This window comes from Bacillus cereus group sp. MYBK195-1, from assembly GCF_051916605.1.
GTDB lineage: Bacteria > Bacillota > Bacilli > Bacillales > Bacillaceae_G > Bacillus_A > Bacillus_A cereus.
Window position 1 is genome coordinate 374,785 of the sequence record NZ_JBQAGZ010000003.1, and the last position, 20,278, is coordinate 395,062.

Below are 20,278 nucleotides of genomic sequence, written 5' to 3' on the forward strand. Positions count from 1 at the left end.
CCTTACGTTAAATCGTTTCTATGTTGGCAAGAGTACGGATTTTCTCCATACCCTTTTCTTAGTTGTTCGTAGCATGTTCCTACTAAATTGACCTAGCGAGTCTAAAACCGAGATCATCTATATGAAATGTAGGATGGCTTCGACGACGACAAGTAGCGCCGCACCCTCTCGCTGTTTCAGCCCAACTACCACCACGAAAAATGCGGTATGATCCGTACACTGTTTCATCATACAAATCATAACACCATTCCCAAACGTTCCCTAGCATATCATAAAGTCCCCATGCATTCGGTTCTTTTTGGCCAACGTCATGAATCTCTCCATTTGAATTTTCATTATACCACGCTATATCATGAAGTTTCCCGTATGTATATCCGGTTGTACTTGCTTTACATGCATATTGCCACTCTGCCTCACATGGTAATCGGTAGCCATTTGAATCTAAATTACATTTCACAATTTGACCACCATCACTAATAGAATAATATTCTTTTAATCCCGCTTTTTTTGAAAGTACATTACAAAACGCAATGGCATCGTTCCATGAAATATTGACAACTGGTTTATGATTTTTATCAAAATTATTTAATGTACTATTTGTAATAGCATCATATAGTTCGATTGTTACAGCATACTTCGCAAGAAGAAATGGTTGAATTTGCACTAGCCATTCTTTTTTTATTCGATCATCTCTTAATACTACCTCTCCAGCTGGAATATTTACCATTAATGAATCAATTAGTTGAATTAAATCATTAGTCATTTTCTATTCCTCCAAACGTTCATTTTATATGAATTTATAGTCATATACTCATTACAAAATACAATTTTCAAAAGCGTTAAATTTTCCATAATAAAAAACGATTAGTTTAATTAAACTAATCGGTAAGATTCAAAAAGAATTGTTGTGTCACATTCTATTATTATATGTGCTCTAAAAATTTCCGAACCTCATTTGGAGATTTTAAAACAATAACCTTTTTCTCTTCGGACAATTGCTCTAACCCTTTTAAAATTGTAGGTCGTTTAGCATTAGGATATTTCCATATCCATTTAAAAAATTGCAAATCAAATCTTTCTTCACATCCCGCGCCCATATCTGGTCTTTTTTTATTCCGGTATTTTACAATTCTTTTAAACGCACGATAAATACAAATTGTTCTATGAATATCAAGGAAGATAATTGTATCAGCTGCATTCAGTCTGATATCCATCGTCCCGCCATAATTCCCATCAATAATCCACTTCTCATCTTTAATTAAGTTATTTTGAACTGCTATTTGTTCTTCTCTCGGAACACCTTCCCAATTCGGTTTCCAAAATAATGCATCAAGATGATGCACCTTAATATTTAATTTATTTCCTAACTGCCTTGCTAATGTAGATTTTCCTGAACCACCAGAACCAATTAATATTATTTTTTTCATACCTTTACGATACCTTCTATAACTTCTTCAATAGCTTCCTTATTAGCAAAAATCCAGAAGAACATTTCTTCATTTAACTTTAATAAATCTGGTAACTGGACAAAATAAGCAATAAAGATAATTTGAATTGAAAGCATAACATACCAAATGGCTTTTAGTTCTTCTTTCGTTAAATCATTTTGTTTATAATAACCTTCAAAGACTTTGCTAACGATATGTAACCATTTCCCTCTTAATTTTTCATCACTAAATAGCTCGCTTAATATACTTGTACAGCAATAACATAAATCAAATATTTTTACATTATTTTCTAAAATCTCAAAATCTATAAACCCTTCCAGTTTATCATCTTTAAAGATTACATTTGATAGATGCATATCACGATGAATAATTTGTCTCGGTAATGGATGGACCGTTTCCTTGAAAGCTGCGTGCATTCGCTCCATCTTTTGAATTACCTCTCGATGAACATGCTCATTCTTTTCTAAAATCGGTATAGCCCATTCAAATACCATCTTATATAAATCTCTTTTTATTAACTCATGGTCACTATTCACCGAATGTAATGCTTTGTGCAGATTAGCTATTTCTTCTCCAATTGTACTTGCTAGCCTTTCCAGCTTATTCGTATCTTTTATTTCTAAAACACTTCCGGCAACATACTCATATAAGCAATAATATTTTTCTTTATATAATACATATTGTTCATCATTTTCTGTCTTTACTACTCTCTGTACTTTAATTCCCTTTTCATACAGTTGCTTCAAAACATCGAATTCAACTAGAAGTTGCTTTATCGATCCCGTTCTCTTTAAAATGTACTCTTTATTCTTGCATAAAACCTTCGCTACTTTTGGTTGCATTACAGTAGCTGTGACATGTTCATTTCGAAACCAAAGCTTTGCAATTTCCAGTGCTTGTTCCATTTACAATACCCCTTTTACAATTCTTATTTCTTCCGAAAAATAACCTCACACAGTATTCCCACTCCAACACCAATTGTATAAGCCACTAAATCACTCCACAAAAAACCGTATCCCAACACGAGTCCGCCCAAAGTCGTTCCACGAATGCTATCTATCCATTCCGCATGATACAATTGGCTCGCTTCAATCCCGTAGCAAAACATTAAACTAATAAAAGCCAACTTCTTCGTCTCTGTTTTAGGAAACAAAAATCCAAAGCCAGTGAAAATCATTAATGCCCATAATGCATCACCTAAATAATCATTTAATAGATGTGGTAGTGCAAAAGCAAACTTTCTTGAGCTAAGACCTAAAATAATAACAACTATAGTAAATAGTGCATATACTACTCTATTTCGTTTCGTATTCATTTTAAAGTCTCCTAATATGTAATGTAAAACTGTAAATAGCTAGTAAAACAAAGTTATTTTACTAGCTATTTATTGATTGCTTTTATGATAAGAAAATGTGGATTCATATTTAAATAATGATATGATTTTTCGCTTACTTCTTTCATTTTTTCAATTGCCTTCGGTTCCACTATCTCTTCTAATACAAAATAATTTGTAGTTTCATTTAGTATGTCTTGTAATGATCTTCTAAAAAACTTGACTTTAATAGTAATATTCGGTTTAACCCAAGTATCTATTAATAACTGTTTTTCAAAATAATTTTCACATGGAAACTTTGTGAAATCCATAAAAGGATGATGAATAGAATATATAAGTTCTCCACCTGGCTTCAATACACGACGAAATTCTTGAAATACTTGATTCCAATTTTCTATATAATGAAGAGTTAATGAACTTACAATCACATCATACGTATTATCTTCAAATGGCAATGTTTCTTGCAGATCATGACAAAGGAACGTCGCTTCTTTTCCTATATTTTCTTTTGCTGCTTTTACCATTTCAGGACTTACATCAATTGCTGTAACATTTGCTCTTCTTCCTATGAATTGAGAAGTATACCATCCAGCTGCACATCCAGCATCTAATATCTTTTTTCCTTCTAGTTCCTTTGGAATAAGCTCCATCATCGCCGGTCTTTCATAATAACTGTTATATGGATTTGCGAAATCTAGATTTTCTTTATATGTACTCGCTAATTTATCATACGTATCTTTAATCGAATCTTTCATTACACACACTCCTAATACATATTAATCCATTAACTCCTGCTGCTTTTTCTTTGAAAATGATTGTAGTACTAAATCATACGACCAATCAATCATTTTATTAATTTGCTCCTGCTCTATACCCTTATGAATATAAACGGTATTCCAATGTTTTTTATTCATATGATACCCTGGAATAATTGTTTCTGGATAATCTTCTCTTATTCTTAATGCGACTTCTGGATCACACTTCAATGTAATCGCAGCCTTTTCACCTTCTTCATGATTTACTATCGCAAATATTTTATTATTAAGCCTCATACATGTTGCACTCCATCCATCTGGAGAATCTTCTGTCGCTTTTCTTTTCGATAAACAGTACGCTCTTGTTGCATTCATTTTAATTGGCACCTCTTATTCTTTCCCTGTTTGATTACGATGCATCACAATTTGCTTCGTTGCTTGAAATTGCTGCTCACCGTAAAACTTTATTAGCTTCTCTCCGCAAAATAGACTAACAATATCAATATGAGATATTTCTCGAAGTAATATTGTAAGCATTTTCTCTCCAATACCTTTATTTCTTACATTCTCATGTACGACAACATCTTCAATGTATGCTCGAAAAACACCATCAGAAACGACTCTAGCAAATCCAACTAATTCATTTTCTTCCCATACTCCAATGGCTATGCTATTCTTTAACATTTTTTCAATATCGACTTCTTTTCTTTCTGGCCACCAACCGACAGAATCATAAAGCTTCTTTATTTTTTCTGCACAGATTGGTTGTTCTTGTTGCAATTTATACGTGTACATATGCTTTCTCCCATCAATCAGTATACATAATATTATTATAATCTCTTTTCAAAAAAGTGCTGACTATGACCTTTCGGATGATCTTCAACGATACCATACTCTCGGTAACCATGCTTTTTATAAAATTCTGGCGCTTGAAAACTAAATGAATCTAGCAATATTAATCTGCACCCTTTTTCCTTCGCAATTTCTTCAATTTTATGTAAAAGTTGGCTCCCCCAACCGTCATGACGAGCTGATTTATCAACCCATAAAAAGTCGATATGAAGATGATAAAAATACATCGTACCTGTTACACCACCAAATATTTTTCCTTCTTCATTTTTTACTACGAGACTTACTTCTTCCATCGGCTGTTTTACTTCATCTGTTAAGATGGACATATTATATTGAATGACTTTATTTTTAATGTATTCTCCTTCAATACGTGTACCGTTCTCTATATGTTTCATATACATTGCTTCCTTTCAACTTAGTAAGCTACATTTTATTTTTCCCCTTTAAAATACTAATCAAAACGAATCCACCATATGTAACAAAGCATGAAAAGCCAATTATCCCTGGTACAGAGACATAGCCTACCCTTATGTAACTTATAACTGCAAAACAAGCGATAGACAATGAAATAGATAGCCAAAATATAACAGCTATTTTTCTTCGTCCTCGTTTCGATGTACTTTCTTTCTCTTCAGAAACACGTGTGCCAAAAAGCAATACAATACAAATAAGAATTGCTGCAAAGTAAATTGTATCTAATGACAAATTGTGATCATATAGTGCGATTCCAACTTCAAGAGCAATAATCGTTAAAATTAAAATAATGATTGTTGAAGTCTTTAAGTTTCTTTTCAATCGCTCGCTCCTAGCATGCTTTCACTATATTCTTTGTATATGTATTTTAAAACTACTGCAAAAGCTTCATCTACCTCTTTATTTTCACGGCGATTCGGTAAATCTTTTCCCCCAATCACATAAAGAAGTGGAAATTCGTTAAACATTCCTATAATACCAATATTTATTGTAGCTGTGAGTAATCCACCTGTCATATGAGCTATATGATAATATGGAATTTCTTCATACTCTCCTTGCTGTCTTACCATGCCGCTAATAATTGGTTCCCATAATTCTGGTTCTGATTTATAACCTTGAAAGGTTTGTATGAAAAGGGCAAGAACTTCACTTAATTCTCCAACATTTTTCTCATCTCTAGCATTCTCTTGTATATGAATTTTTGAAAAGTACGTTTGTGCGTACATTTTCACAGCATCCCATCCACCACAGTGCATTACAACTGACTGTGCAACGTAACTATCATGACAAGCAATCATTACCTCTACCGCTTCACTAAGTGTTAAAGAAGTTCTTCTTTGTAAATGCGGATATAACTGCGCACTATCTTCATGTGGATTAAATTTAATGTAATGAAGTATATCATTCCAATTATGTTTATTTTCCTTCACCATTTGCGTTACTACAAATCCAATGACTAATTTTGCTGCTGATGCTAACGGAATATTTAATTCACTATTATACGAAGCAACTATACGATTATTTTTTGTAGAATAAATTGCCATTCCCACATAATTAGATTGTACCTCTTTTATTTTATTTATAACAGTTTCCATTTCTATCCCTCTTTTTATATCGTTATATTAACTTCTAATATTTCAACATTGAATGTAAAAAACCTTTTCATTAGCTATTAAAATAAGAAAAAGGTAGCATGAATTTTTTCTTGCTACCGAAAAATATTTATTCTTCTATAGGATTTTCAGGACCGTTAAGTTCCAGCTGATAAAAAGCTAAATCTAGCCATTTATTAAACTTATAACCAGCTTTTTTTATTGTTCCTGCATGAACAAATCCATAGTTTTGATGCAAGGCAATACTTTTCTCATTCTCTGCATCAATTCCAGCAATTAAGGTCATATACTCTCTTTCCTTTGCAATTTTGATTAATTCCTTCATTAATGAAGACCCAATGCCATTTTTTCTATATGCCTTATCTACATACACAGAATGTTCAACTGAATATTTATAAGCAGGCCACGTTCTAAATGGGCCGAATGTCGCAAATCCTACTACTTTATTATCTAATTCATATACAAAAATTGGATACCCTTCAGCCTTTTTTTGTTCATACCAATCTATTCTATTTTCAAGGGTTACAGGTTTATACGCATATACAGCTGTTGTATAAAGTATCGCATCGTTATAAATATCTAAAATGTATGCTAAATCTTTTTTCGTTGCTTCCCTTATCATTGTTTTCTTCCTTTCATCATGTTCACCTTATATCACTATCTTTTCAATAGTTTTATTTTATCGAAATTTCCGATTTTTATCTACATACGAATACTAGCTTTTCGGAAACCGTCAAATATATTTATTGCAGCAGATAATGTGTAAATTACAATTCCACCGCCAACTAACCACGTTTTAAATCCCTCTAGGGAAATAGTAAATGCATTTGCCAAATACGTAATAAACCCTGCGTTAAATACATGTGGATTTACTACAATTACAATGAATACTATCGTCCCAGCTATCTGAAGAATAGCATTCCCAATCGCCAATCTTTGAGTCCATTGTCCCTGCACTAATTTATAAAGGGATATACATATTTCAAAAACGATCATAATTACAACGATTGGCCAGTACTGCAATAAAACATCTTGATTAAAAGTTGGCGAGACAAACTTCAGTCCATTTGCCGTACCGTTATATACGCCAACAAGATGATTCGCATAAAAGTAAAGTGTAGCCCAAACTGCTGTCCACATTAAACCTCCAAAAACTTCAAACTTCGAGATTGCTTTTTTCTTTGGAATATACGAGATGTTTTTCAAATCATCTGGTGTCCATTTTTTTAAACTTGTCGTCAACGGCTCGATACCTTTGTCTGTATCTGTTCTTTCTAAAATAACAAACACAAGTGTCAACCAGAAAAATACATGGAGGCCCACTTCAAAAATTTCCCCAATGCCTTTACCTATCAATTGAAAAATAACATTTAATACTGCTTGATCACCACTATAGCCTATAAAATTTTCTGCAACCATTGATATGAGTGCAATGACAGCTGCGATTGGTATAATCATTTTTAACAACGTTGTATATACATCAAAATAACGTGGTCCAATTAAATGCATCGGTCTATCCAAATAACCATTAGCCAATGAAACCGGACTCCCCAATTTTTCGAGAACGCTCTTTACATCTTTCTCATTATAATCTTCAGGTAACATATCATCTATAGTTGACCTTAGTTCAAGTGTAATATCTTCACGATTTTTTTTCAGGTAATCTCTTCGCAACCTCTTGGATATAGAGATCAATTAAATTCATTCTCTTCCTCCTCCTTTAATAAGTTATAAAGTTCTTTCGAATCCTTTATCCATTCTTTTTTCAACTGCAAAAATATTTCTAATCCATAATCACTTAAAACATAATACTTACGAGGTCTACTCTCCGTTTTATCCCAACTACTCGTCACTAATTCCTGCTTTTCTAATCGGCGAAGTAGTGGATATAAAGTACTTTGATCAATTGTAACCCCTGATTGCTCCAATAACTGGACAAGTGAATATCCGTACTGCGGCGTTCTTAATTGACTTAAAACAGCTAACGTTAATGTCCCTCTTCTTAACTCAGTAATTAACGAGTTTAATAAAGTATCCATTCACTCACCTCATTTCCATTACTATATGTCATACAGTATGTGTTTTATACTATGTATCATACAGTATTAATGTGACAAAAACTATAATTTTTTACCAAAAAACAGATAATGAACAGCGCAAATTATATGATTTGTGCTTTTTTAGCTAAGTTATATATAACACTCTAAAAGGTAACAACCTTAACTACTAATTTTGAAGTTCCAGTAATGCTATATTAAGTTACAAATATCGTATACATATGATGTGAACATAACATCTCACTATAGGAAGCTATAAAAACGGTGAATTACCATGCTTGAATGATTCCCGTTTTCAGCACCTAATCAACGTTATTTCCTTCATAAACTTCATCTTGTTCAAAATCTCTATTTTTGTTTGGTTTATTAGAGGAAAATAAAAAAACAATTAAATTAGGTTAATTGTTTTTCAAATACAAAATCTTTATTTTTTTAAATAACCTATGATATTCGAAAAGACAAATTCTCCAAATGCAAGTGGTATATAAATAAACCATAACTTTAATATTGCCTTTGTTTCTTTGTGATCAGAATCCCCCATTAAAACCAACCCTATCCTTTATTTTCAAATATTTTGATTTTATTTCCAATAATAAGAAGATTATACCATTTACAAATTTAATAGTCTATGTTTTCTAAAAATTAAATAAACATATCCCCTCAATATTCAGATAAACATAATAACTTTTTTCGTTTCATCTTCAAAGTCAATAATGGGTCCTGTTAGAATCGCTACATTACCAATCGATTAGATCCCGTGACCAATAAAATCCATCTTAAATTCTTCCCACTTTAATTTATGTAATGATATAGCAACACTAAATTTTCAACACGTGCTTAATAGATTGGGGACTTATAATGGATAAACCTCTCACTGCATTACAAACTATTATTATACATATGAATACAAATGAGCATTGGCATGATTTTATTTGTTACTGTCAGCATCGCGAAGCGGGACTTCGAAAATTAGCTTTTAAACATTTAGGGACATTTATTACAAATGCAAAAAAATGGGAATCAAAAGTTCAAGAAGAGTTTGCCATTTCGCTGTTTACTATTTTAGATGCATTAAACGAAAAAGATGAGGTCTTAACTTTCTCACTAAATAGTTTTCTAATTGACATTCTATATAGATGGACAGAAAACAACCCATTTGATTCAAGACCTTTTAGATGGATAGGAATTTATATGGACTCTAGCAATAAAGAAGACGATTTAGAAAAATTCCTTCGAAAAGCGATTGAATTAGGTGGTGATACCGAACAAGAAGCTATGATATACCTAGTTTCTAATTACATCAATACTTTAGAATTTGGCACACATGAATTCCCTTCAGGTTATTGCGGAGATTTAAGCGAATGCATAGAAAAACTTCCCTATATGCTTCAATTAATTGATAGAATTCAGAATAAGAACATAAAGGAGCAAAACATTGGGCAAATACAAGAACAACTACATCTTATTCTAGATTGGTTAAAACACACACAAACTCTAGTAGATGCCGTTCGTATATGGGAAAAAGAACAAACTAAGGAATTAGAAAAGGTCATTGTATATTATTTACACAACAGCTCAAGTCATTAATTCATCTTGTACAGAGATAATAAAGTTGTTTAAAACATAATAAAATTGTTTAAAAAACGCTAGTCATGTTATTCAACAATCGGGCTATATTAAGGAATAAATCCTTGTAAAAATTAAAAATATTTGAAATAATCATCATTAAGTTGAAGCAGAGCGATTGCAGAAAAAGGTGATACGACTTTTTCTTACTTAATAATTGCACGATAGTTAAAAAATTCAACTAATTATATTCCGAAAGGGTGTGTGTAGTATCTTATCAACTAATGTTTTTACTTATAAATCTAAGGATGGAAAAACAATAATAATTAGAGAAGCTAAAGAACAGGATGCAGAAAGAATACTAGATTCTGCTTCAAAAGCTTTAATAAACGCTCCATACATGCTAAGTACGGTTGAGGATGTAAAAAAGGTGCGTATCGATGTTATTCAAAAAACGTTAAAAGCTTATCATGAAAATCCAAATTATGTACAGTTTATTGCTGAAGTTGATGGTAAGTTAGTCGGTACAATAGATTTTAAGAACGGAAACAAAGAAAAAATTAGTCATCAAGGGGCTTTTGCGATGACCATATTACCCGAATATCGAAATTATGGTATTGGAAGAGCACTTCTAGAAACGTTAATCAATTGGGCTAAAAATAACAGTAAGATTGAAAAAGTTTGTCTTGAGGTAATGGAAGATAATCTAGGTGCAATCCAGTTATATAAGAATCTAGGCTTCTTTGAAGAGGGTAGAAAAGCAAAGGGGGTAAAATTGGATGGTGGCTATCAAGATTTAATATTAATGGCTTTATTCGTTTGAAATTGAACATTATTCAAATGTAGTGTAGTGCTTTGATAAAAAGGATAAATCTTTTACAAAAAATACCCCCTACTTTCTAAACCACGAGTAGGGGATTATGGCGTTTTAATAGACTTAGGAAGATAGATACCATTCGTTGATAATAGGACCATCATCCGTTGTGGATTTGAAATAAAGTTTGATTATTTTTTATCTATTTTATGCCACAATCGCACCCTTTAGTTGAATAAAGGAACAATTATCTATGCAGTGATCCTTTCTAGTAGTATAAAATTAAATGTAAATTAAGCTAAAAGTCATTATATTTCGTTATCACTGATTTAGCCCTTTCAATAAGCTTATTTTTTATGAAATCAGGTTCTATTATTTCTGCTTCTTGTCCAATATTCCAAAGTAGTTCAACATAAAACCACTCTTCTGAAGGGTTAATATTCTTTGTTATTTTCGCGGTTCCATCTGAATTGTATTCCATATTATCTCTTAACCATGATATGCTCTCAGCTTTTCTTTTTCCTTCTTTGCTTAAACTCACTTCGAGCTTTATGAGATTAGATTCACACTCAGAATACAGCCATTCTTTAACATTCGAATGGACATTAGTGGAATGAGAAGTAGAATTAATAATTGTTTTTTTTATTCGATCTACTCTGAAAAGCCTTATGCCTCTTCTCATTCTACAGTAAGCGGGACAATACCAATACCCGTCATATACGTATAAGCCCATAGGTTCTATCTCTCTATAGATTTCATCTTCAGTTGTTTCATATAAGATATTAACAGTTTTCTCTTCTACAGATGCATCATAAAGGTTTCTTAGGACCCTTTTATCTACTTTAATATTTGGTTGCCACATCAAGATTTTGTCTCTAGTATTCTCAATTGCATCGGAAGTTTCCTGAGGAATCATATTGAACAGTTTATTTAAAATTACATTATATGAAGTAGAAAAAGGAGTGGCGCCAACATATTGCATGGCATCTATTGCAAAAAATAAAGCTATTATTTCATCCTCACTAAACCAAATAGGAGGGATCATTTTATTTTTTAGTGTACTAAATCCTCCATTTCTACCTCTTTCTGAATAGACTGGAAAGTAAATTTCACTTAGCTCCTGTATATCTCGGAGGATTGTTCTCTCTGAGACTCCTTCGGATTTAGCAAGTTCCTTTGCAGTAATGGAATTATTATTGTTTAATGCCAGCATGATTCTAATGATACGTTTAGTTTTAGACATTTAATCACCTTTTTCATAAAATATGACAAAATCTGTCTTATTTATAGTATAAGCTAATTTTAAACTAAGTGAAGGAGGCTAATGCAAAAATGAATACCATCGAATATATTACTGAAACGAAAGAAGTATTATTTTCACGTAAAAACTTAAAAAATGAAGAGATATCTGCGAGATTAATAACTGATTACATTGTAAGTAATGGTGTAGTTTACGAGAATATAGGCTCTTGGGTTGATGATGTAGTGAGAATTAAACTTAAAAAGTTGAAGGAAGAAACAACTTACCTAACTCAATCAAAGAAATACAACTTTAGATGTGTTGAATACCGAAAATATGAAGATGAACCATCGCAAAGAGAGGTGCTTCATGTTCTTGAGAAAGAAAGTACTTCTGACTTACTACCTCATCTTTTAATTTTTAATCATTCTCTACAGGCGAGACCATTAAAAAGATGTGCGTCAGAAATAGACGAAGATCGGGAAATATTTGTTGTATATTATTTAGATGATTGTGAATGTGAAAAATAAAGTGTATGCTGAAGACCCTACTTTCTCGATATTGAGAAAAGGCTTTTATTTTTTAGAACTCACATTTAAAAATAAATGTACATTTGTTCTCATTAAATTATATATTAATCATTATCTTTATTCATTATTATTTATTTCTACAGCTATAAATTAAAGACTTAAATTAGCAGCATGTAGTCTATTAAAAAGTACATTTTTTTCTTAAAGCACTACAGAAACGACTTTATTGTTATATTTTTAAGTACAGTGAAGTATCTTATATCGAAAATTAAATAACTTTATTGTCATTTTACACGTCTACCATTTTAATATAAAAAAGAGGATTTTCATACAGTACTAGAAAATCCTCTTTTTATATTTATCCCACATTAGCTTGCAGTAAAACTCCCCACTGATTATAGTTTCACTTTATTTTAATCCTTTAATTAAAGGTGACGCTTCCCCACTATGGAAAATCCATAAGTCATGAAGTGATCTCGTACATCCGACATATAGTAACTTTGCATCATGTTTTGTGTTTTTGTAATGTTCCTCATCCACATCAATTAAAAGCACCGCATCAAATTCTAAACCTTTCGCTAAATAGACAGGTACTACTGATATACCACCTTCATATTTACTTTGGTTTGCTTCAATTACGTTTACCGTTAATCCTGCATTTGTTAATTTCACATATATATCACGGCATTCATCTTCTGTTCTTCCGATTACCGCAATTGTTTTCACATCTGCATTTTGCAAATGTTTTACCGTCTTCACAATTTCAGTAAATTGATTTTCCGCATGAATTACTTTCACATCTTCTCCACTGCGGAAGACTGGTGTTGCGAGTCCTACTGGGATTTCTGCATTTTTAATTATTTCATTTGCAAATTCAATAATTTCTTTTGTAGAACGATAACTTCTTGTCAATTCATAATAACCGGTTTCTTGGAATACTTCCTTAAAAGCATTCCAATCTTCAATTCCTTGGTAATCATAAATCGCTTGCGATAAATCACCTAATATAGTGAAAGAATTACCTAATGTAATTTCTTTTAATACATAAACTTGGAAAGGCGAAAAATCTTGCGCTTCATCAATAACAACGTGATGAAACTTCTGCCCGATTTCAATCCCTGTTATACGATGATGTATGTATATTAAAGCTGGTAAATCTTCTACATACACTTCTTTTTTACGACAACTCTTTTCTGTTTCTTTAACAAGTTCTTCAGGTAATACCTCGAGTATTTCTTTACTTTTTACTATTGAACTATACAGTGAAAGAGCACTCATTTTCGGCCAAAACTTCATATATGCGTTCAGTCTCTTAGTCGCTTCTTTTTTAAGTAATTTTTTCTCGTTTGTTTCCCCGAATTTTTTAAGTTCAATTTCAATCCAGCGCTTCATTCGTCCTACTAATCGTTCTCTTCTTTTCTGTAAAGGATAATGTTTATATTCAACTTGCATCCATTTTTTAATATCTTCTACTGGAATAGTCGCTCTATCCCACGCCTCAAAATCTTTTGTCGGAACTAACTCATTTTCAAATTGGATCATTCTCTCTTCAATAAACGTCTTAAATTCCAACGTACCCTTTAATTTACCTAGCATTACCTTCTTTTCATCACGATTAATTGAAAATGCTTCTTTCAATTTTTCTTCTGTCTGCTTTAGTTTCACTGAATCATCTAACGTACGTAATGCCCAATCCGGAAACGTTGTTTGACTAATATTTCCTACACCTAATTCAGGAAGTACACTCGAAATATAGTCTAAAAACAGACTATTCGGCGCAAATACGATCATTCTTTCTGCTTCTAATTGTTCACGATATTCATAAATTAAAAAAGCAAGGCGATGTAAAGCAATTGTTGTCTTTCCGCTCCCTGCAACCCCTTGAATAAGTAATGGTAAATTTCTTTCCGCTCGAATAATATCATTTTGTTCCGATTGAATTGTTGAAACAATATCCTTTAGCTTATTATCTTTATTCTCACCTAATCGATATAGAAGAAAATCATCGGCATGCGATACATCTTCATTTCCTTTTACATATGTATCAACAACACGTTCAAGTTCTCTTTTTCGAATGGAAATGTTTCGTTTTAAATACACATCACCTTCTACTAACCCATCTGGTGATTGATAAAATGCTAATTCTTCTCCACCGGTAAATGAATAAAACATACTTGCGACAGGCGCTCGCCAATCAATAATGATTGGCTTCATCGTGTCCATATCCGAAACCCCTACTTTTCCGATATAAATCGGCATAACTTCTTCTTTTCCATCTTCCTGAAAATCTAACCTTCCAAAGTACGGCTCTTGCACACCAATACGTAAGTTTTGTCTATTAGACTCCCTCATACTTTCAAGAATTTGCTCTTTAAAATCTTCTCCATAATAAACCGGGGTTTTTTCAAGCTTATCCAATTGCTCATCCATCGTATGTAAAGTATCCTTCATTTTTTGTAACTCATCTTCAAATATGTTGCTCATTTCGACGATTCCCTCCTGTCCGTTCTAATTTTTCAGTCGAAGTATCATTGTATTAAAAACCCAATCATAAAGTCAATAGTTTCCATTTAAATTTTCCGAAAAAACTTACTTTTCATCTTTCTAATTTAAAAAGAATATGCAACATCTAAATCACAGAAATACACATATAGTATAGTGATGCATACAAAAGATACTACTTTCTATTTGTCTCCTATTTAATTTATCTATTAAAAAACATTGTAAAAATGAAAGACTTTAATCAATGGGCGTTTTACTGCCCACAAATAGTAGGATAAATAAAAGTAAAGGAGGCTCTTCAAATGAATGTCGCGAAAAAGAAACCGTTAAAGTTATATTTACTTATTTTTGTATTCACTGTTTTGGCCAGTGGGTGGATTGGGGTATTTCTAGATTCTCTTCTAACAAATCAACCTGAAGGAAACACTTTAGGTATGGGATTATGGCTAATATTACCTTTCCTCGTAAGCATTTTACTTAGAGTTATTAGCCGAGATTGGAATGATTTTGGCATCAAGCCAAATTTGAAAGGAAATTTTATATGGTATTTCACTGCACTACTTATTTATCCATTTGTTACAGTAATAACGATAAGCATATCGCTCATTTTTGGAATAGCTCATATTTCTAGTTTTGATATATCCACGTTATTGTCACTCATAGTCATGTCTACTATTGGTAACTTTATTAAAAACATTTTTGAAGAGTTTTCTTGGCGGGGTTATTTAACTCCAAAGTTGATTGAACTAAATCTAAACGATTGGTACATTTATATTATTTCTGGTTTCATTTGGGCACTTTGGCATGCTGCTTACTATCTAGTCTTTTTACCAAATGAGTATTTTGAATCTATCTCAAGATTAAATATGCTTCTATCTGGCTGTATCCTTATGGTTTGTTGGTCAATTATGTATGTTGAAATATATAGACTTACAAAATCCGTCTGGCCATGTGTTATCATGCATGCGATCGAGGATGCTGTTCCTACTGTTTTAGTTACAATAACAGGGATTATTACTCTTACAAACAGTAGTGATTTTTGGTTAAATCCTATTAGCGGGGTCGCTGCTACTGTTTTATTTCTCGGAATTGGAATCGTACTAAGAACTATAAGAATAAAAAGAGAACGACAATTATTCACACAATAAAAAGCAGATAATGAATTCGTCATTATCTGCTTTCCAATTTTTAAAACTACCTTATTATATTTTTTGATACATAAGCCAGTCACCAGAGTCTATCACTTTCTTTAACATCTTTTTATCCTGAGCGATATACACATATGCCTCAATTTCCCTATCAGCAACATATACTGTTTGCGTGATTCGATTATATAAATCAGTCTCCGCATTGCCTGTATATTCTTCTAGTTCATCTAACTTACACAATATCTCATCATTTACTACATAAATTTCTCCATACACTTGTTCTTCAATCGAATAAGTCATGGCTGGATATCCTTCGTTCGTATCAAATAATTTTCCATATGTCCAAGCTCTGTCTGCGATGCATGTTGCACCTAGCATATAATGAGCATTCGTTTGTCCTCTTCTTAACGTTCCATAAACGAAAACATGATACATAAATTCTTATCCCCTTTATATGCCTCTACTTTCTTATTTGTAAATAAGCACGAATCATAAAGTAACTCACTTCATTCGGAAGCTGTTCTTTAATAGATTTCAGACCACCATCTGCATTTTGAACGGCAGTTTCAATAAGAGATTCATACTCTGCTGAAACAAAGCTTTGCCAATCTACTTCCATTCCATCCTCATAGCAGCGAATTAAATGGTTTTCGATTGTTTGTCTTGATAAGTTACGTTCTTTTGCAATCTCATTCAAATCAATACCTTGTTTATACATTTCATACGTTTCTAAATGAGAATTTGCGGACGCTTTTCCTGACTTTTTACGCTCTGAAACTACTTCTGTCTTAATCGTTTCAGCATAATTTGGATTTTCCTTAATAAAATGCTGAACTGCTTGTAAGAAGTGCGAGCCATATTTCACAAGTTTGTGTTCTCCGATACCTTTTACCGTCAACAATTCGGAATCATTTTGCGGCATTTTCACACACATATCTTTTAATGTTTGGTCAGAGAAAATAACGAACGGAGGTACACCTTCTCCTTGTGCAATTTCTTTACGTACTTCACGAAGCACTTCAAATAAAGGATGGTCTTGAACAATTTGTCTTGTCTCTACTCGTTCTTTTCGTAAAACATTCTCTTTACCAAGTAATACTTCTTTCCCTTTTTCAGTTACTTTTAACGTCGGATAAGTGCCATGTTCAACTGCAATTAACTCGTCTGAAATTAAAAACTCAATAAACTCACTGACCTCTTTTACACTACGGTTCGATAAAAGCCCATACGTTGGTAAAGTATGAAAATTAAATTCAATAACTTTTTTATTCTTCGACCCAGTTAATACTTGCGCTATCATTTGCTTTCCAAAGCGTTGGTTGGTTCTAATCATGCATGATAAAACCATTTGTGATTCTCTTGTCACATCGATGCTCTCGCGATTGTCTGTACAATTACCACAGCGTCCACAATCTTCTTTCGGTTCTTCTCCAAAGTATTGCAAAATGAATGATTGTAAACATTGTTCTGTATGACAGTAATCGGTCATATTTTGCAATTTTTCAAGTTCATTTGAAAAACGTGATTCTCCAGTTGATTGATCAATTAAAAAACGCTGTACTTGTACATCTTGAGAAGAATATAACAATATACATGTACTATCTAATCCGTCACGACCAGCACGTCCTGCTTCTTGATAGTAACTTTCCATATTTTTTGGAAGCTGATAATGAATTACGTAACGAATATTCGATTTATCAATACCCATCCCGAATGCAGATGTTGCTACCATTACACTTACTTCATCTCGTAAAAAGAGTTCTTGTTGCTCATTTCGATCAATATCACTCATACCAGCGTGATATTTTGATACAGAAACTCCTGCCTTCATTAAATCTTCATATAACTGATCGACTACTTTTCTAGTAGCTGCATATATAATCCCAGATTCCTTTTGATTTTGACGAATATAATCCGCCAAATATGCATTTCGATCTTGCCCTTTAATGACAGAAAACGATAAGTTCTCACGCTCAAACGTTGTCATAATTGTATTTTCTTGATTAATTTCAAGTGTATTACAAATATCATCACGTACTTGCGGTGTTGCTGTTGCTGTTAATGCTAATACGAGCGGCTTTTCTGGAAGATAATCTAATATGCGATGTATATGTAAATAACTTGGACGGAAATCATGTCCCCACTGTGAAATACAGTGTGCTTCATCAATCGCAATCATAGGGATTTTCATATCGATAAGTTGGTCAACAAACTCCATCGAATCAAGACGCTCAGGCGCCACATAAAGTAACTTGTAATGTCCTTGTTTCGCTAATTGAATTCGCTGATTTGCTTCTGCAATAGATATAGAACTATTAATATATGTAGCTGAAATGCCATTCTGTACCAATGTATCTACTTGATCCTTCATAAGTGATATTAAAGGTGATATAACCAACGTCGTTCCTTCAAATACTAATGCCGGAATTTGATAACAAATCGACTTACCGCCACCCGTTGGCATGATACAAACCGTATCTTTCCCATCTAGTACATTTTTAATTGTTTCATCTTGTCCTCTTCGAAACGAAGAATAACCAAAGTAGGACGCTAAAAGTTCTTGTGCTTTAGTAAACAAAAAAGAGTCACCTGCTTTTCTTTATCTTTCATCTACTTCTATTATATCAATCACTTATGCGACTTGAAAGGGATGATTAGATGCTTATTGTTTTTTCATTATTCTATGTTTCTTCACTTATTTAATATGAATTAGCATCATTATTTTATATGTTTTACAACATTTATAACGTAAATCCAGTACACAAGAAGAAAGAGTTTCAATTTAAATGTTCATTTTATTTCCCTTTCTTGAATACTACTAATCGTATACATATAAATTCAGGAGGTTACTATATGAAACATCGTAATATGAGGTCCATCACGGCAAAAACGAAAACAAAACAACTCCAATTCTCTAATAATGATGCGTGGAAATATGAATCATACTATAAGTATCAGCCATTATTCTCTTATAAAAAGCTTTTTAATTTTCTTTCTCAACTTTTTAAACGTTAATATATGCGCAAAAAATATATTATTCACAGAAGTTTTCTCAATATTAAACATATAGACTTACTACAATTGAGTTGTTAACATATATAATAATCTGTTGGATAAACCCCTTAAGTTGACCTGCTTATATTAGCAGGTCTTTTTCATGATTACATACTTCTGTGTACCTCGATCTCACTTCCAAGTCTTTTCTCCATTTTATAACCATATTTAACTCCCAACAATTAATGATAATCATAAATTGTTGGGAGTTAAATTGTTCGTATATAATTATGCAATTCTTCTTTCTCAATACACAAAACACATTTTACTTGTTACTATAAAAGTACTCCAGATGAGTTTTTTGCTCATCGACATTATCTAGTTATTGGGATCTGCCGCGGGAAGCAGGTCCCTTTGACTGTATGAAGGTCCCAATTTCATTTGGACACATTTACCAGGTTTTTTCAAAAGAATTTTATGATAACATTACGTAGTCGAGTCCGACATCTCGGCAATACCCTTTTGAGGGTCTGTAACTTCCCTTGCAGACCCTCTTTTACTTTATATTCAAATTATTCATATATATCACAACATCATTCATTGAATTTCTCCATTTCAAATTCCCTAAAAATAATCTAGGACACGGAACTAAAAATAAATCTTCATCATACTTTGAGTTATACATGTTCAAAGGAGTGTTACTATTTATGTATTCTTATTGGCAATCGTATTACTCCCCCTACCATAACCCTTATGTAAACTATGATTTATCCGTACGGAACTACCGAATTAGTAAAAATGAGAATTTTTTAAAAGGATATATGCGTTCTTTATGGGAACAACACGTCGCTTGGACGAGATTGGCTATTATAAGTATAGTATTTAATTTACCAGATGTTAACGTTACTGTTGGACGACTTCTACAAAACGCAACACATATGGGACTATCACTTGAACCATTTTACGGTGAAGATGCAGTAAAAAAATATAGTGCATTAATTAAAGATCACTTAGTAATTGCAGCGGATCTTGTTAAAGCGGCAAAAGCTGGTAATCAAAATGCAGCGGCCGCTATAGAGAAAAAATGGTACGCTAATGGTGACGCAATTATTGAATTTCTTAACAGTATCAACCCATATATAGATAAAGAAGAATTTAGAAAAATGTTTTATGAACATTTAGCACTAACGAAAGCAGAAGCACTTGCCTTCCTAAATGAAGATTATGAAGCAGGAGTAAAACTTTACGATAAAATTGAAAAAGAAGCATTAGAAATGGCTGACATGATAACAAACGCAATCGTAAAACAATTCCCGCAAGTCTTTCAATAAAGTGAAACTTTAATCAGTGAGGGGTTTGTTCATCCCCCACTGATTATCAGCTCTCACCAATCGGCTTATTTAGTTTTCTCTCCATGATATTTCACCTCTCCTCTTTACATTTAGCTTATATC

General features: G+C 32.5%; 22 protein-coding genes and 1 pseudogene. 6 read left to right on the plus strand and 17 right to left on the minus strand.

Going from position 1 to position 20,278, the window contains the following annotated elements; all coding sequences use genetic code 11:
• Positions 1–82: 82 nt before the first annotated feature.
• From ACTFRY_RS17700 to ACTFRY_RS17760, 13 genes and pseudogenes are all read right to left on the minus strand, one after another.
• Entirely contained in the window at positions 83–763 is a 681-nt protein-coding gene (locus ACTFRY_RS17700) for a formylglycine-generating enzyme family protein (RefSeq protein WP_025966128.1), read from the minus strand.
• A 160-nt stretch (positions 764–923) separates the two neighbouring features.
• On the minus strand, positions 924–1,427 hold the full coding sequence (locus tag ACTFRY_RS17705) for a DNA topology modulation protein (protein WP_000720551.1): 504 nt from the start codon (positions 1,425–1,427) through the stop codon (positions 924–926).
• Entirely contained in the window at positions 1,424–2,353 is a 930-nt protein-coding gene (locus ACTFRY_RS17710) for a phosphotransferase enzyme family protein (RefSeq protein WP_061663207.1), read from the minus strand. Before ACTFRY_RS17710 ends, ACTFRY_RS17705 begins: the two co-directional genes overlap by 4 nt.
• Positions 2,354–2,376: 23 nt before the next feature.
• Positions 2,377–2,763 carry a DUF2809 domain-containing protein gene (locus ACTFRY_RS17715; protein WP_001093462.1) on the minus strand — a complete coding sequence of 129 codons (387 nt, stop codon included), beginning with the start codon at positions 2,761–2,763 and terminating at the stop codon, positions 2,377–2,379.
• A 65-nt stretch (positions 2,764–2,828) separates the two neighbouring features.
• The gene (locus tag ACTFRY_RS17720; RefSeq protein ID WP_098616644.1) at positions 2,829–3,536 is read right to left on the minus strand and encodes a class I SAM-dependent methyltransferase; all 708 of its coding nucleotides are present in this window, start codon (positions 3,534–3,536) and stop codon (positions 2,829–2,831) included.
• Between the two features lie 21 nt (positions 3,537–3,557).
• A complete protein-coding gene (locus tag ACTFRY_RS17725) occupies positions 3,558–3,911 on the minus strand; it encodes an MmcQ/YjbR family DNA-binding protein (protein ID WP_000994622.1) in 354 nt (117 codons plus the stop codon).
• 15 nt (positions 3,912–3,926) lie between these two features.
• Positions 3,927–4,331 carry a GNAT family N-acetyltransferase gene (locus ACTFRY_RS17730; RefSeq protein ID WP_000288969.1) on the minus strand — a complete coding sequence of 135 codons (405 nt, stop codon included), beginning with the start codon at positions 4,329–4,331 and terminating at the stop codon, positions 3,927–3,929.
• 35 nt (positions 4,332–4,366) lie between these two features.
• Complete coding sequence (locus ACTFRY_RS17735) at positions 4,367–4,783, minus strand: GNAT family N-acetyltransferase (protein WP_000680411.1); 417 nt, start codon at positions 4,781–4,783, stop codon at positions 4,367–4,369.
• 28 nt (positions 4,784–4,811) lie between these two features.
• Positions 4,812–5,183 (minus strand): hypothetical protein, encoded by a 372-nt coding sequence (locus ACTFRY_RS17740; protein ID WP_000827992.1) that lies wholly within the window; start codon positions 5,181–5,183, stop codon positions 4,812–4,814.
• Positions 5,180–5,956, minus strand: coding sequence for a serine hydrolase (locus ACTFRY_RS17745; protein ID WP_098616645.1), 777 nt, complete (start codon positions 5,954–5,956; stop codon positions 5,180–5,182). Before ACTFRY_RS17745 ends, ACTFRY_RS17740 begins: the two co-directional genes overlap by 4 nt.
• A gap of 127 nt (positions 5,957–6,083) precedes the next feature.
• Positions 6,084–6,596, minus strand: coding sequence for a GNAT family N-acetyltransferase (locus tag ACTFRY_RS17750; protein WP_000617513.1), 513 nt, complete (start codon positions 6,594–6,596; stop codon positions 6,084–6,086).
• 80 nt (positions 6,597–6,676) lie between these two features.
• Positions 6,677–7,679: pseudogene (locus tag ACTFRY_RS17755) on the minus strand (HAAS signaling domain-containing protein).
• Positions 7,666–8,013 carry a PadR family transcriptional regulator gene (locus tag ACTFRY_RS17760; RefSeq protein WP_000380301.1) on the minus strand — a complete coding sequence of 116 codons (348 nt, stop codon included), beginning with the start codon at positions 8,011–8,013 and terminating at the stop codon, positions 7,666–7,668. Before ACTFRY_RS17760 ends, ACTFRY_RS17755 begins: the two are co-directional and overlap by 14 nt.
• Before the next feature lie 876 nt (positions 8,014–8,889).
• On the opposite strand from ACTFRY_RS17760, the gene ACTFRY_RS17765 reads away from it, so the two are divergent.
• Positions 8,890–9,618 carry a hypothetical protein gene (locus ACTFRY_RS17765; protein WP_016118057.1) on the plus strand — a complete coding sequence of 243 codons (729 nt, stop codon included), beginning with the start codon at positions 8,890–8,892 and terminating at the stop codon, positions 9,616–9,618.
• Positions 9,619–9,859: 241 nt separating this feature from the next.
• Complete coding sequence (locus ACTFRY_RS17770) at positions 9,860–10,420, plus strand: GNAT family N-acetyltransferase (protein ID WP_176545904.1); 561 nt, start codon at positions 9,860–9,862, stop codon at positions 10,418–10,420.
• A 289-nt stretch (positions 10,421–10,709) separates the two neighbouring features.
• Here ACTFRY_RS17770 and ACTFRY_RS17775 read toward each other — a convergent pair whose 3' ends face one another.
• Positions 10,710–11,654: a helix-turn-helix transcriptional regulator gene (locus tag ACTFRY_RS17775; protein ID WP_044797631.1), complete on the minus strand. Its 945-nt coding sequence runs from the start codon at positions 11,652–11,654 to the stop codon at positions 10,710–10,712.
• 89 nt (positions 11,655–11,743) lie between these two features.
• Here ACTFRY_RS17775 and ACTFRY_RS17780 point away from each other — a divergent pair, with 89 nt between their 5' ends.
• Positions 11,744–12,181, plus strand: a complete 438-nt coding sequence (locus ACTFRY_RS17780) for a hypothetical protein (RefSeq protein ID WP_044797630.1) — start codon at positions 11,744–11,746, stop codon at positions 12,179–12,181.
• Positions 12,182–12,589: 408 nt separating this feature from the next.
• Here ACTFRY_RS17780 and ACTFRY_RS17785 read toward each other — a convergent pair whose 3' ends face one another.
• Entirely contained in the window at positions 12,590–14,665 is a 2,076-nt protein-coding gene (locus ACTFRY_RS17785; protein WP_016118059.1) for a HelD family protein, read from the minus strand.
• A 320-nt stretch (positions 14,666–14,985) separates the two neighbouring features.
• On the opposite strand from ACTFRY_RS17785, the gene ACTFRY_RS17790 reads away from it, so the two are divergent.
• Positions 14,986–15,831 carry a CPBP family glutamic-type intramembrane protease gene (locus tag ACTFRY_RS17790; protein WP_016118060.1) on the plus strand — a complete coding sequence of 282 codons (846 nt, stop codon included), beginning with the start codon at positions 14,986–14,988 and terminating at the stop codon, positions 15,829–15,831.
• 54 nt (positions 15,832–15,885) lie between these two features.
• Here ACTFRY_RS17790 and ACTFRY_RS17795 read toward each other — a convergent pair whose 3' ends face one another.
• Both ACTFRY_RS17795 and recQ read right to left on the minus strand, forming a co-directional pair.
• The gene (locus tag ACTFRY_RS17795; protein ID WP_000274905.1) at positions 15,886–16,266 is read right to left on the minus strand and encodes a gamma-glutamylcyclotransferase family protein; all 381 of its coding nucleotides are present in this window, start codon (positions 16,264–16,266) and stop codon (positions 15,886–15,888) included.
• A gap of 25 nt (positions 16,267–16,291) precedes the next feature.
• Positions 16,292–18,409, minus strand: a complete 2,118-nt coding sequence (gene recQ, locus ACTFRY_RS17800) for a DNA helicase RecQ (protein ID WP_098616646.1) — start codon at positions 18,407–18,409, stop codon at positions 16,292–16,294.
• A 275-nt stretch (positions 18,410–18,684) separates the two neighbouring features.
• Here recQ and ACTFRY_RS17805 point away from each other — a divergent pair, with 275 nt between their 5' ends.
• Entirely contained in the window at positions 18,685–18,846 is a 162-nt protein-coding gene (locus ACTFRY_RS17805) for a hypothetical protein (protein WP_000682736.1), read from the plus strand.
• Between the two features lie 686 nt (positions 18,847–19,532).
• The gene (locus tag ACTFRY_RS17810) at positions 19,533–20,156 is read left to right on the plus strand and encodes an acetylglutamate kinase (protein ID WP_136986690.1); all 624 of its coding nucleotides are present in this window, start codon (positions 19,533–19,535) and stop codon (positions 20,154–20,156) included.
• Positions 20,157–20,278 lie beyond the last annotated feature (122 nt).

What these genes read in the sequence shown, in the direction of transcription:
- ACTFRY_RS17700 (WP_025966128.1), bottom strand. Translation starts at nt 763, where the DNA reads ATGACTAATGATTTAATTCAACTAATTGATTCATTAATGGTAAATATT.
- ACTFRY_RS17705 (WP_000720551.1), bottom strand. Translation starts at nt 1,427, where the DNA reads ATGAAAAAAATAATATTAATTGGTTCTGGTGGTTCAGGAAAATCTACA.
- ACTFRY_RS17710 (WP_061663207.1), bottom strand. Translation starts at nt 2,353, where the DNA reads ATGGAACAAGCACTGGAAATTGCAAAGCTTTGGTTTCGAAATGAACAT.
- ACTFRY_RS17715 (WP_001093462.1), bottom strand. Translation starts at nt 2,763, where the DNA reads ATGAATACGAAACGAAATAGAGTAGTATATGCACTATTTACTATAGTT.
- ACTFRY_RS17720 (WP_098616644.1), bottom strand. Translation starts at nt 3,536, where the DNA reads ATGAAAGATTCGATTAAAGATACGTATGATAAATTAGCGAGTACATAT.
- ACTFRY_RS17725 (WP_000994622.1), bottom strand. Translation starts at nt 3,911, where the DNA reads ATGAATGCAACAAGAGCGTACTGTTTATCGAAAAGAAAAGCGACAGAA.
- ACTFRY_RS17730 (WP_000288969.1), bottom strand. Translation starts at nt 4,331, where the DNA reads ATGTACACGTATAAATTGCAACAAGAACAACCAATCTGTGCAGAAAAA.
- ACTFRY_RS17735 (WP_000680411.1), bottom strand. Translation starts at nt 4,783, where the DNA reads ATGAAACATATAGAGAACGGTACACGTATTGAAGGAGAATACATTAAA.
- ACTFRY_RS17745 (WP_098616645.1), bottom strand. Translation starts at nt 5,956, where the DNA reads ATGGAAACTGTTATAAATAAAATAAAAGAGGTACAATCTAATTATGTG.
- ACTFRY_RS17750 (WP_000617513.1), bottom strand. Translation starts at nt 6,596, where the DNA reads ATGATAAGGGAAGCAACGAAAAAAGATTTAGCATACATTTTAGATATT.
- ACTFRY_RS17760 (WP_000380301.1), bottom strand. Translation starts at nt 8,013, where the DNA reads ATGGATACTTTATTAAACTCGTTAATTACTGAGTTAAGAAGAGGGACA.
- ACTFRY_RS17765 (WP_016118057.1), top strand. Translation starts at nt 8,890, where the DNA reads ATGGATAAACCTCTCACTGCATTACAAACTATTATTATACATATGAAT.
- ACTFRY_RS17775 (WP_044797631.1), bottom strand. Translation starts at nt 11,654, where the DNA reads ATGTCTAAAACTAAACGTATCATTAGAATCATGCTGGCATTAAACAAT.
- ACTFRY_RS17780 (WP_044797630.1), top strand. Translation starts at nt 11,744, where the DNA reads ATGAATACCATCGAATATATTACTGAAACGAAAGAAGTATTATTTTCA.
- ACTFRY_RS17785 (WP_016118059.1), bottom strand. Translation starts at nt 14,665, where the DNA reads ATGAGCAACATATTTGAAGATGAGTTACAAAAAATGAAGGATACTTTA.
- ACTFRY_RS17790 (WP_016118060.1), top strand. Translation starts at nt 14,986, where the DNA reads ATGAATGTCGCGAAAAAGAAACCGTTAAAGTTATATTTACTTATTTTT.
- ACTFRY_RS17795 (WP_000274905.1), bottom strand. Translation starts at nt 16,266, where the DNA reads ATGTATCATGTTTTCGTTTATGGAACGTTAAGAAGAGGACAAACGAAT.
- ACTFRY_RS17805 (WP_000682736.1), top strand. Translation starts at nt 18,685, where the DNA reads ATGAAACATCGTAATATGAGGTCCATCACGGCAAAAACGAAAACAAAA.
- ACTFRY_RS17810 (WP_136986690.1), top strand. Translation starts at nt 19,533, where the DNA reads ATGTATTCTTATTGGCAATCGTATTACTCCCCCTACCATAACCCTTAT.